8 protein-coding genes are annotated in these 12,730 nt (G+C 66.0%); 2 read left to right on the top strand and 6 right to left on the bottom strand.

Annotated elements, in window-relative coordinates; translation table 11 throughout:
• Positions 1-124: 124 nt before the first annotated feature.
• Positions 125-4,639, top strand: a complete 4,515-nt coding sequence (locus tag AC16HO_RS16490) for a protease pro-enzyme activation domain-containing protein (protein WP_395641922.1) — start codon at positions 125-127, stop codon at positions 4,637-4,639.
• 72 nt (positions 4,640-4,711) lie between these two features.
• Here the strand turns inward: AC16HO_RS16490 and AC16HO_RS16485 are convergent, their stop codons facing one another.
• The 6 genes from AC16HO_RS16485 to miaA form a co-directional block, all read right to left on the bottom strand.
• On the bottom strand, positions 4,712-6,004 hold the full coding sequence (locus AC16HO_RS16485; RefSeq protein ID WP_395641921.1) for an adenylosuccinate synthase: 1,293 nt from the start codon (positions 6,002-6,004) through the stop codon (positions 4,712-4,714).
• An 84-nt stretch (positions 6,005-6,088) separates the two neighbouring features.
• The gene (gene hflC / locus AC16HO_RS16480) at positions 6,089-6,979 is read right to left on the bottom strand and encodes a protease modulator HflC (protein WP_395641920.1); all 891 of its coding nucleotides are present in this window, start codon (positions 6,977-6,979) and stop codon (positions 6,089-6,091) included.
• On the bottom strand, positions 6,976-8,031 hold the full coding sequence (gene hflK / locus AC16HO_RS16475) for an FtsH protease activity modulator HflK (RefSeq protein ID WP_395641919.1): 1,056 nt from the start codon (positions 8,029-8,031) through the stop codon (positions 6,976-6,978). The genes hflC and hflK overlap by 4 nt, the downstream gene beginning before the upstream one ends.
• 89 nt (positions 8,032-8,120) lie before the next feature.
• Complete coding sequence (hflX, locus tag AC16HO_RS16470) at positions 8,121-9,569, bottom strand: ribosome rescue GTPase HflX (protein ID WP_395642164.1); 1,449 nt, start codon at positions 9,567-9,569, stop codon at positions 8,121-8,123.
• Between the two features lie 6 nt (positions 9,570-9,575).
• Positions 9,576-9,836 carry an RNA chaperone Hfq gene (gene hfq, locus AC16HO_RS16465; protein WP_395641918.1) on the bottom strand — a complete coding sequence of 87 codons (261 nt, stop codon included), beginning with the start codon at positions 9,834-9,836 and terminating at the stop codon, positions 9,576-9,578.
• 292 nt (positions 9,837-10,128) lie between these two features.
• A complete protein-coding gene (miaA, locus tag AC16HO_RS16460; protein WP_395641917.1) occupies positions 10,129-11,094 on the bottom strand; it encodes a tRNA (adenosine(37)-N6)-dimethylallyltransferase MiaA in 966 nt (321 codons plus the stop codon).
• A 504-nt stretch (positions 11,095-11,598) separates the two neighbouring features.
• Here miaA and tdh point away from each other — a divergent pair.
• Complete coding sequence (tdh, locus tag AC16HO_RS16455; RefSeq protein ID WP_395642163.1) at positions 11,599-12,621, top strand: L-threonine 3-dehydrogenase; 1,023 nt, start codon at positions 11,599-11,601, stop codon at positions 12,619-12,621.
• Positions 12,622-12,730 lie beyond the last annotated feature (109 nt).

The following is a 12,730-nucleotide window of genomic DNA, read 5'->3' as shown; positions in this document are numbered from 1 at the left end:
CCTTAGCAAAGCTCGGCATCGCTGCGTGATGGATTTCGCAATTCGCCCACTACTGGTCAAGGACCGCGCGCGAGGTGGTTCGCGTGTGCGGATGGGCGAAGCAACTTTGCGAAGGGGCGATTCCATGCGAACGACGGCCTGGTTGAATGTGGCGCGCGCGGCGGCACGACGTGCGATTCTGGTTGCGGCGATTGCGCTGCCAGTCTTCCTGAGCGCGACGACCTACGCGGGGCCGGCGCCCGCGCAGACCGACGCGACGATGCGCCTGAGCGGCCATGTGCTGCCGGCGCTCGCGCACGCCACGCGCCAACCGCAAAGCTGGACAAAATGGCTGACCGGTTCGGACGCAACCGACGCGCAGAGCATCACTCTGACCATCGTGCTCAACCGCGACGACGAAGCCGGCTTCCAGCAATACCTGCGCGATGTCTACGACCCGGCGTCGCCGATCTTCCGCAAATTCCTCACCCCGGCGCAGATCGCGGAACGATTCGGCCCGACACAGTCCGCCTACGACGACACGCTGGCTTGGCTGAAGTCGCAGGGCTTCGAGTTGGTCGAAGGTTCGACGAACCGGATGACGCTGGCCGTGCGCGGCACGCGCGCCAGCGCGGCGAAATCCTTCGCCGTGACGATCGACGACTACGCCGTCGGTGAGCACAGCTTCTACGCCAACAACACCGACCCTGCCCTGCCGCCCGGCATCGCGGTGCACGTGCAGGCGATCGCGGGGCTGTCGAACCTCGGTGTGCCGCACGCGCCGCAGCCGCAACGCATGATTCGCCTGGTTTTCGGTACCGCCGTGTGTTCGCTCTGGGCGGTGGCGGCCGGGGAAGCATTCAAAGCCGGCGCCGGCGCCGGCAGCACTTACAACTATTACGCCGAGTTCATCAAGTGCTTCAAGAATCTCGAGGGCAAAAGTCCCTACGACATGCTCAATGGCAGCGATCCGCCGCCGCCCGCCTGGCAGGATGCCAACGGTACGGGCCAGACCATAGGCCTGGTCGAGTTCGACTCCTACAATTCCAGCGATATCGCCGACTACATCGCGCTTATCGGCCTGCCGGACGCCAAGATCAACGACGTCAGCCCGATCCACGTCAACGGCGGCGCGGGCGCGCCGGCCGCCAGCCAGGACGAAGTGCTGCTCGACATCGACACCGTGCTCACGCTGGCCCCCGGCGCGGCGATCCGCGTCTACGACGCACCGTTCGCGGGCGGCGCAAGTTTCCAGGCGCTGTTCAACCGCATGATCACCGATCACGTAACGATCATCAGCAACAGTTGGGCCTATTGCGAGGACCAGACCACGCTCGCCGACGTGACCAGCATCGACAGCGTTCTGCAAACCGCGGCTGCGGCCGGCATCAGCGTCTTCAACGGCGCCGGCGACACGGGCAGCACCTGTCTGGACGGCGCGGCGAACACGATCGGCGTGCCGGCCGATTCGCCGCATGCGACCGCGGTCGGCGGCACCTCGCTCACGCAAGGGCCGGGACATACCTACGGCAGCGAAACCTGGTGGAACGGCAGTGCCGACACGCCGCCCAGCGGCCAGGGCGGATTCGGCGTCAGTCGATTCTTCGCGCGGCCGGCCTGGCAGAACGGCTTCACCGGTTCGGCAATGCGCTCGATTCCCGACGTCGCCTCGAACGCCGATCCCGCGCACGGCATCGTGATCTGCAACGCGAACGAAGGCGGCTGCCCCACCGGCGCGCTCAACGGCGGCACGAGCTTCTCCGCACCGACTTGGGCCGCATTCACGGCCCTGCTCAACCAGACCCAGGGCAGCAATCTCGGCGCGCTCAATCCGCAAATCTATCCTCTCGCCGCGAGCGGCGCGTTCCACGATGCGGCCTCGATGGGCAGTGACTTCGCCCATGTCGGCCTGGGTTCGCCCCGGCTCGGACTGCTGCACCAGAAACTCACCGCGCAAACCACCGGCGCGGTCGATGCGGCCGTGTCGACCGTCTTTGCCTATGGCTACGACAACCTCGCCACGTTTCCGGCCACAGCGGACGGACTCCTGCTGTTCGACGACGGCGCGACCAGCGGCTACGTCGTGGTCACGCTCGCCGATGCGATGGGGAATTTCGCGCCCGGCAAGACGGTCACGCTGACCGCCAATGCCGGCGCACATGCCACGATCACGCCAGCGAGCGCCGTCACCGACATATCGGGCAAGGCGGTCTTCAAAGTCACCGACCTGACCGCCGAGCCGCTCGTGCTGACCGCGCGCGACCAGACCGACGGCGTCGCGTTGACCCAGACCGCCAAATTCGATTTCTTCGTCAATCCGGCGGCGAGCAGTTCGATCGTCGCCCTTACCGCGACCGCCGCGGCCGACGGCGTCAGCACCGACTCGATCACCGTCACGCTGCAGGACGCGCTGGGACGTCCGACACCGGGCAAATTCGTCGCGCTCGCACAGACGGGCCACTCCGTCATCAGCGCGCCGAGCCCGAGCGTGACCGACGCGAGCGGGAAGATCGTGTTCATCGTGACCGACACGGTGCAGGAAACAGTGACCTACACCGCGACCGACGTATCCGACGGCGATTTGCCGGTGCCGGGCTCGGCGCTGGTCACGTTCAACGCCGGCGGCGGCGACAACTGCGGCGGCAGCAACTTCGGCGATCCGAACATCAGCGCGGCGCCCGGCTATGCGATGACGCCGTACGCGACCGGCTTCCTGCCGCGCAACGTCGCCGCGGGCGGCCTCTATTCGCAGTGCCGCGGCGCGAACGGCCTCGCCTTCGACGCCGGCGGCAACCTGTTCGTTTCCGATGCGTCGAACGGCAACATCTTCAAATTCCCGCCCGGCGGCGGCGTCGCCGGCGCGGGCACCCTGCTCACCTCGACCCCGCTCGGGCCGCTGCTGGCGGGCCTCACCTTCGGCAAGGACGGCAAGTTCTACGCCGCGCAGATCGCGACGACCGGCAACTTCCTCACCGGCGCGGTCCTTGAGGTCAATCCGGCCAATGGTGCGCTGGTGCGCACAGTCGCTTCTTCGATCACCTGCGCGAGTTTCCTCACGACCGATCCGGCAAGTGGCGATCTGTTCGTCGACGATTCCTGCGGCGGTGGCGGTTCGGACAATCCGTCGATCTGGCGCATCGCCAGTCCGGGCAGCGCAACGCCGGCGACAACCGTGTACGCGACGACTTCCGGCACCAATGGCGGGCTCGCCTTTGCGCCCGGCGGCACGCTGTACGCGATCGATTACCTCGGCACAGGCTTGTCGAAGATCGCCGGCACCGCCGCGACCACCCCCGGCCTGCGCACCCAACTCAACGGCGTGGTCTCACCTGCGCTCGACATCGTTGCGCTCGGCACCGGAACGAACGGCGATGCGGCGACATTGGTCGCCGGCACGCAGGCGATCGCCGGCGGTCTGCCGGCCGGCATCAAGATCTACGATGCCACGACCACGCCGATCAGCGCGAAGGCGATGCTGGTGAACAACGCTTTCGCCACGGTCGATCTGCTCGGCCCGGACGGCTGCCTGTATGCCGGCATGGTCACCACGGTGTACAAAATCACCAATGCCGACGGCAGTTGCCCGTTGAAACTCAATCCGGCACTGCTGACACTGAGCCCGTCGACAGTGTCGCCGAATCCCGCACAGGGCACGACACAGACCTTCACCACGCGGTTGCAGAACGCAACCGTGACTGCCGGCACGCCGGTCTACTTCCAGGTCAGCGGCGCCAACTCGCAAGCTCGAATGGTGCGCGCCGACCAGTACGGCGTTGCGACATTCGCCTTCAACGGAGTCCATGCGGGCGACGACCGTGTTGCTGCGTCAATCGCCATCAGCGGGGGGACGACGTTGGTCTCCAACGTCGCCAAAGTGGCTTGGGCCAACGGGTCGCATGTGACCTCGCTCTCGCTCAATCCGAGTCTGCTTGGCGGCACGGCGGGGCAGAGCATAGCGGTCAAGGCCGTGTTGATCGACCTGTCGGCCAACCCGCTGGTGCGGCTGTCCGGCCAGAGCGTGACGTTCACGCTCGGCACGCAATCGTGCGTGGGCAGCACCGATGCGAACGGCGTGGCAAGCTGCGCGATCGCGCTGCCCAGCACGCAAATCGGCCAGGTCACGCTGCGCGCGAACTTCGCCGGCTCCAGCCAATTTCTTGCCTCTAGCGACAGCAGCGCGTTCACGATCCTGGCTGCCGCCGCCGTGATCACGCCGACGACCACCGCCCTGACCGCTTCACCGAATCCGGTGACCGCGGGGCAAGCGCTGACGTTGACGGCAAGCGTTGCCGCCAATGCGCCCACGTCGACGACCGGCAGCGCACAAGCCCTGCCCGCCGCGGCAACCGGCAACGTCACCTTCACCGACAACGGCGCAACGATCGGCGGCGCCGCACTCGATGCCAGCGGCCGCGCGACGTTCGTCACCTCCGCGCTCGCGGTCGGTGCGCACAGCCTCATTGCGAGCTATGCGGGCGATGCAAACAACGCGGCGAGCACGAGTGCCGCCCTCGCCATCACGGTGCTCGCCGCACCGAGCGGCATCGCGGTACCGGCACCAGCACTCGCGGCTTGGGCGCTCGCGGCGCTCGCGATTGGTCTGATGCTCGCCGCAGCACGCAAGCGGCGACCGCAGCGGCGCGCGCGGGTCCGGCCCTGACCCGTCCCGATCCACTCGCGTCGGCGGCGAGAAATCCGGCCAGCCCCTGCATTCGCCGCAGGTTCGACGGCCCTAGGCGAACGGATCGCGCAGCACGATCGTGTCTTCGCGGTCCGCTCCCGTGGCAACGAGGGCGAGATGGCAGCCCGACAGTTCCTCGACCGCACGCAGGTAGGCGCGCGCGGCGGCCGGCAGCTTGTTCCAGTCGCGCACGCCGCCGGTCGGTTCGTCCCAGCCGGGGAATTCGAGGTAGACGGGCTTGCACTCCTCCCAGCCGTCGGCGTCGAGCGGCGCGAGTTCGCGGCGCTTGCCGCGGTATTCGTAGGCGATGCAGACCTTGACGCTGGGCAGGCCGTCGAGCACGTCGAGCTTGGTGATCGCGAGGCCGTTGATCGCGTTGATCTGCGTGGCGCGCTTCAAGGCGACGAGGTCGATCCAGCCGCAGCGGCGCGGACGCCCGGTGCTCGCGCCGAACTCGTTGCCGACGCGGCGCAGGCGCTCGCCCATCTCGTCGTGGAGTTCGGTCGGGAACGGGCCACCGCCGACGCGCGTCGCGTAAGCCTTGCAGATGCCGAGCACGTAGTCGATGTCGCAGGCGCCGACGCCGGTGCCGGCGAGCGCACCGCCGATCGTCGTGTTCGACGAGGTGACGTAGGGATAGGTGCCGTGGTCGATGTCGAGCAGCGCGCCCTGCGCGCCTTCGTACATGATGTGCTCGCCGCGGCGGCGCGCGTCGTAGAGCAGCGTGGCGACGTCGTCGATCATCGGCTTCAAGTATTCGCCGAACGCGAGCGCGTCATCGAGTACCTTCTGGTAGTCGACCGCGTCGGCCTTGAGCCACTGGGTCAAAATGAAATTGTGGTAGTCGACCGCGCTGCGCAGCTTTTCCGGCAGCTCCGACGGATACATCAGATCGGCGACGCGTACGCTGCGGCGCGCGACCTTGTCCTCGTAGGCCGGGCCGATGCCGCGCCCGGTCGTGCCGATCGCCGACTTGCCCGCGGCCTTTTCGCGCGCCTGGTCGACGGCGATGTGGTAGGGCATGATCAGCGGCGTCGCCGGGCTGATCTTCAGGCGCGAGCGCACCTCGACGCCGTTCGCCTCGAGCTCGTCGATCTCGGTCTTCAGCGCCGCAGGCGAGAGCACGACGCCGTTGCCGATCAGGCACAACGTTCCTTCGCGCAGGATGCCTGACGGGATCAGGTGCAGCACGGTCTTCTTGCCCTTGATCACGAGCGTGTGGCCGGCGTTGTGGCCGCCCTGGAAACGCGCGACCGCGCCGACGCGCTCGGTCAGCAGATCGACGATCTTGCCCTTGCCTTCGTCGCCCCACTGCGCGCCGAGGATTACGACTGACTTGCCCATGGTTCGTTCTCGCTCTACATCTTGCCCGTTTCGCCCTGCGCGAAGAGCAAAGAAAGATGGAATGCCGGCGGGCGCCGGCATGTGCTATTTGCCGCCTTCGCCCTTGCTTTCGCCGAAGTACTTCATGAACTCCGACTTCGGATCGAGCACGATCACGTCGCCGCTGCCGAACGCACTGCGGTAGGCGTCGAGCGAACGATACAGCGCGTAGAAGTCGGGATTCCTGCCATAGGCCGCCGCGTAGACCTCGGTCGCCTTGGCGTCGCCTTCACCGCGCTTGACCTGCGCATCGCGCTCGGCCTCGGCTTTGATGATCTGCACCTGGCGATCGGCGTCGGCGGTGATCTTCGCCGCCTGTTCGGAGCCAGTCGAACGCAGGTCGTTGGCAAGGCGCGCGCGCTCGGAACTCATGCGCTTGTACACCGAGGCCAGCACTTCGTCGGGGAACTCGATGCGCTTGATGCGCACGTCGACGACGTGGATGCCGAGACCCACGGCCGCCTTGTTCGCCTGGTCGCGCACGCGCTCGGTGATGTCCGAACGCGCGCTCGCAATCAGGTCGGACAAGGTGTGCGAGTTGAACTCGAAACGCAGAGGATCCTTGATGATCGGGGTCAGCCGGCTGTTCGCCTGGCTCTGGAACGAGTCCGCGCCGAACGAGCGGTAGTACAGCGCCGGGTTCTCGATCTGCCACTTCACGTAGAAGTCGACATTGACCGGATTCTTGCCCGAGTCGAAGTAGCGTTCCGGCTTGGCTTCGAGATTGAGCATGCGCCGGTCGAAGCGCACCACGTCCTGGATCAGCGGAATCTTGAAATGCAGACCAGGCGCATAGTCGGGGCTGGCGTTGCCGCCATCACCCTGGATGCGACCGAACTGGGTGACGAGCGCGCTCTCGCCTTCCTTGACGACGAATGCGGAGTTGACCGCGAGCACGACGAGGAGCAGAGCCAGGACTGGAGTGATCAGTTTCATTGCGCGGCTCCCGTCGCAGCAGCGGCGGCGGCCGCCGCATCAGCCTTCATCTTGTCCAGCGGCAGATAGAGGATGTTCTTGCCGTTGCCCGAATCGACCACCTTCTGGCTGTGTCCGAGCACCTGTTGCATCGTCTCGAGGTACAGGCGCTTGCGCGTCACCTCGGGTGCGGCGCGGTACTGCGCCTCGATCAGACTGAAGCGCTGTGCATCGCCGGTCGCCTTCGCGATCTGCGCGCTCTTGTAGCCCTCGGCCTCGGCGAGAATCCTCGCCGCGTCACCGCGCGCGATCGGCACGACCTTCGCCGCATAGGCCTGCGCATCGTTGATCGCCTGCTTCTGGTTGTTGCTCGCGTTGTTGACGTCGTCGAAGGCTTCCTTGACCTCGTGCGGCGGAGCGAAGTTCTGGAAATTGATCTCGTTGACGTTGAGTCCGACTGCATAACCGTCCAGCGTGCCCTGCAGCACCTTTTTCGTCTCACCGACGATGTCGGCGCCGTGGCTGGACAGGATCTGGTCCATGTCGCTGGAGCCGATCACCTGACGCACCGCGCTTTCCGCGGCCTGCTTGAGCGTGTCGTCGACCGCGGTCGCCGAAAACAGGTATTTCTGCGCGTCGACGACTTGATACTGCACGGTAAAGTTGATCTGGACGATGTTCTCGTCCTTCGTGAGCATGCGCACTTCGTCGGCGGTCTGCCGGCTGATCGTCTCGACCTTGATCACACGCTCGATCGGCGCAGGCCACTTGAGGTTGAGGCCGCTGCGCATGATGCGATCGAACTTGCCGAAACGCAGGACGACACCGACGCGCTGCGCGTCGATCGAAACCCAGCTGTCGAACACGGCCCAGACCATCATCAGCGCGACGATGCCGAGCAGGATGCCGCCGAACGGCGGCGAAGACGAGGCGCCGCCGCTACCGCCGTTGCCGCCGCCGAACAGGCCGCCCAGGCCTTCGCGCAGCTTGCGCAGGAATGCCTCGAATTCGTTCGAGTCGTTCTTGCGTTTCCAGGGATCGCGGTTGCCGCTGCCAGGTTCGTTCCAGGCCATCTTGGTCTCCGATAGGCAACCGGAATTCAACCAGCGGTTGCCTTGGAATTGTACGGGTCAAAAGTCAAAGGTCAAACGTTGGCGGCGATTCAGTGCGGCAGCCACAACTCGCCGCCGGCTTTCCGCCGGGGGTCTTCGCCATGGGCCGGCGGTGCCGTATCGTCGTCGATACCCGATGCGATCTGCGCGCGCAGCCACTCGCCTTCGCCGTCCGGCAAGCCGAACAACGGCTCGATCAACGCGCGCGGCGCATCGATCCGGACTTCCCAACCGCACTCGGCCGGGCGCTCCGCGCGGACGAAGCCCGCCGCGATCAAGCGCGCACGCAGGCGTCCGGCATGGTCCGGCAACGCAAGCCAGCCGTGCACGCGATCGTGCTGCAGCGCCGTCGTCAACGCGTCGCGCAGCAGATCGATGCCCGCACCGGTGACCGCGGACACCCAGGCGCGCGCGGTCCGCCCGCCATCGAGGCGATCGAGGCGCGGAGCAGTCTGCTTCTGTTGGGACGTGCGGACGGGATCGGATGCGCCTTGATCTTCGCCGTCATCGGCGGTGGCCAGCAAATCAATCTTGTTGTAGACGAAAATCTGCGGCACGTCCTGTGCACCGATTTCCTCGAGCACGCGCTGCACTTCCTCGATGCAGCGGTCGCGCTCGGGATCGGCCGCATCGACCACGTGCAGCAAGATGTCCGCCTCGCGCGTCTCCGACAGAGTGGATTTGAACGCGGCGACGAGATCGTGCGGCAGATCGCGGATGAACCCGACCGTATCGGCGAGCAGCACCGGCCCGCAGGCGAGACCGTCAATGCGGCGCAGCGTAGGGTCCAGCGTCGCGAACAACTGGTCGGCCGCGTAGACGCCGGCGCCGGTGATCGTGTTGAACAGTGTCGACTTGCCGGCGTTCGTATAGCCGACCAGCGCCGCCGTCGGCACCGAATTGCGCTGGCGTGCGCGCTTGGCCGTGTTGCGCTGGATCTCGACCTTTTCCAGACGCTGTTCGAGCTGCTTCATGCGCGCGGCGAGCAGGCGGCGGTCGAGTTCGAGCTGGGTTTCGCCGGGACCGCGCAGGCCGATCGCACCGCCGCGCTGGCGCTCCAGGTGGGTCCAGCCGCGCACCAGTCGTGTCGACATGTGCTTGAGCTGGGCGAGCTCGACCTGCAGTTTGCCCTCGTGCGAGCGCGCACGCTGGGCGAAGATGTCGAGGATGAGGCCGGTGCGGTCGACGACGCGGCACTCGGCATACCTTTCCAGATTGCGCTCCTGTACGGGCGAGAGCGCGTGATTGACCAGGATCAGATCGGCGTCCAGCGCGGCTCGCTGTGCTTTCAGCTCCTCGGCCTTGCCGGTGCCGACGAAGAACTTCGGATTCGGCTTGTCGATGCGCGCGCCGAGACTGCCGACCACGGTTGCGCCGGCCGAACGCGCGAGTTCGCCGAACTCGTCGGCCTCATCGACATTGCGGGAAGCGGCGGGATCTCCCACCCAGCGCGGCTGCAGCAGCAGCGCGCGTTCACCTTTGCGCGAACGTTCGAACAGGAGGATTTATCCTTCCGCAGCGTCCGTCTCGGTCCCGCCATGCGCCTGATCGCCGCCGATGCGCACGTTGCGGCTCGGCACGATCGTCGAAATGGCGTGCTTGTAGACCATCTGGCTGACGGTATTGCGCAGCAGCACGACGAACTGGTCGAATGACTCGACCGTCCCCTGCAGCTTGATGCCATTGACCAGATAGATCGACACCGGAACGCGCTCGCGGCGCAACGCATTCAGGAACGGATCCTGCAACGACTGACCCTTGGACATTCTTCTTCTCCTTGCTTTCTTACCAACTTGTACGAACCGACAAAAAGCGGCGACCCAAGGAAAATATGGTCGCAGCGCTTCGGCTCAAGATGGTGAAATTCTATACCTTTTCAACAAATTAACAAGTCCGCGGAGATTTTCCGAACAGCGTGCCCCTGGAGGCGTTCCCGCGAGGACGGGCTTTCAACGGCAGAAGGGCTGGCCAACCCGTTCTTGCTCTCGTGCCGGAGAACCAACAACTGGGTGCCGGATTCCGCTTCGCCGGCCCGGAATGACGGGCAAATAGCGCGCCCTACGAGCGCAGGAAATCGGCGGCGAGCCGCTCCGCCCGCACAGCATGTCCGGGATCGAACGGATCGATCGCAACCGCGTCGCGATCGGAGCGGAACCAGGTGATCTGGCGCTTGGCGAGCTGACGCGTGGCGTGGATCGCGCGTTCGCGGCATTCGGCCAGATCGTATGCGCCGTCGAGATGCTGCCAGACCTGACGATAGCCGACCGCACGCATCGAGGCGAGATCGGGGTGCAGCGCCTGCCACGGACTCGATCCGGGGCCGCCACGCGCGCGCAAGCGGCGTACCTCGTCGAGAAACCCCTGCGCGAACATCGCATCGAGGCGCTCGGCGATGCGTGCGTGCAGAACCGCGCGATCCTCGGGCATCAGCACGAGCTTGAGCACCCGATACGCGAAACGCTCACGCAATCCGCCCTGCTGCCGGGAGAGAGGCTTGCCGGTCAACTCGATGACCTCGAGCGCGCGCTGGATGCGCTGCGTGTCGCCCGAACGGATGCGTGTCGCGGCCGGCGGATCGAGCGCGGCCAGGCGCGCGTGCAGGGCCGGCCAGCCCAGATCCCTCGCCTCCCGCGCAAACCGCTCGCGCAAAGCGGCGTCGGCTTCGGGAAGGTCCGACAGCCCGTACTGCAGCGCACGGAAATACAGGCCGGTGCCACCGACCAGCAGCGGCGTCTTTCCCGCGGCAGTGATTGCCGCCATCTCGCGCAGCGCATCGACGCGGAACTCGGCCGCCGAATAGGTCTGCGCCGGATCGCGTATGTCGATCAGCCGATGCGGGCAGCGTGCCAAGGTATCCGCGTCCGGCTTCGCCGCGCCGATGTCCATGCCACGATAAACCAGCGCCGAATCGACGCTGACCAGTTCCACGTCGAAACGCTGCGCCAGACGCAGGGCGAGCGCGGTCTTGCCCGAGGCGGTCGGGCCCATGAGGAAGATGGCGAGCGGGCGGTGATCTGCAGCCATGACGGTCGTGCTGCGCTGGCTCAGACGTCAGCGAACTGCTTAAGCGCGATTTGCATGGTTGTCCGATCTCCATCCTTGCGGTTGGCTGCCTTGATCGCAGCCCTGCCCGTCAGTCGCCGCGACCGGGCCCGGGTAGTCTACACATGAGCCGATATCGTCCGCAGCGTGCCATCGGTGCATCATTCGCATAATACTTTTTGAAGTATTACCTCACGCAAACCGCGAACGTCACACAGAAGGGCCGGATCACCGTGCCGTCGGGGCATCCGGCGCGCACTCGGCATCCGCCCTGGCGGCAAGGTGCGCTGCACGCGCAAGGGCCGCGGCGTGCTGGTCAATGCAGTCGATGAACCGGAGGCGGCTTCGCCGTCCGGCGTGGCGGCGCCGTGCGGCATACGTTCGACCGCAATCTGGCCAAACTGCAAGGCACGAAAGCCGTGAGTTGATGGCGCGCGCGGTATAATCACGCACTCCATTCAGGACACACCCATGTCGCAAGCAATGATGAAGGCGCTGGTCAAGCGCGAAGCCGGCAAAGGCATCTGGATGGAGCAAGTGCCGATGCCCGAGATCGGCCCGAACGAGGTGCTGGTCAAGCTCGAAAAGACCGCTATCTGCGGCACCGACCTGCACATCTACAAATGGGACGAGTGGTCGCAGCGCACGATCAAGCCGGGCCTGGTCATCGGCCACGAATTCGTCGGCCGCATCGTCGACATGGGCCCCGGCGTGCGTGGCTACACGATCGGCCAGCGCGTCTCGGCCGAAGGCCACATCGTCTGCGGCGTCTGCCGCAACTGCCGTGCGGGCAAGCAGCACCTGTGCCCGCACACGATCGGCATCGGCGTGAACCGCAACGGCGCGTTCGCCGAATACATCGCGATGCCGGCATCGAACCTGTGGCCGGTGCCGGACCAGATTCCGTCCGAACTCGCCGCGTTCTTCGACCCGTACGGCAATGCCGCGCACTGCGCGCTCGAGTTCGACCTGATCGGCGAGGACGTGCTGATCACCGGCGCCGGCCCGATCGGCATCATCGCCGCGGGCATCGCCAAGCACGTCGGCGCGCGCAACGTCGTCGTCACCGACGTCAACGACTATCGATTGAAACTCGCCGCCGACATGGGTGCGACGCGGGTGGTCAACGTGTCCAAGCAGTCGCTGAAAGACGTCATGGCCGACCTGCACATGGAAGGCTTTGACGTCGGCATGGAGATGAGCGGCAACCCGCGCGCATTCGGCGACATGCTCGACTGCATGTACCACGGCGGCAAGATCGCGATGCTCGGCATCATGCCGAACGGCGCCGGCATCAACTGGGACAAGGTCATCTTCAAGGGCCTCGTCCTGCACGGCATCTATGGCCGGCGCATGTACGAGACCTGGTACAAGATGACCCAGATGCTGCTGACCGGATTCCCGCTGCAGAAGGTGCTCACCCACCAGATCCACATCGACGACTTCCGGCGCGGCTTCGAGCTGATGGATGCCGGCGCCTGCGGCAAGGTCGTCTGCTCCTGGAATTGAAACGTACGGCGGTCGCCGCAACGGCGGAAAAGACGCACCGTCGTTGCGTCGACGCCGGCATGAACGCGGACGCATGCGTATGCCGGCAGTTCATCCCGCCACCCGCACC

The sequence above is a fragment of the Rudaea sp. genome, assembly GCF_057139185.1.
The sequence above is the reverse complement of the archived record's forward strand: the minus strand, read 5'-3'. Positions and strand labels throughout refer to the sequence as shown.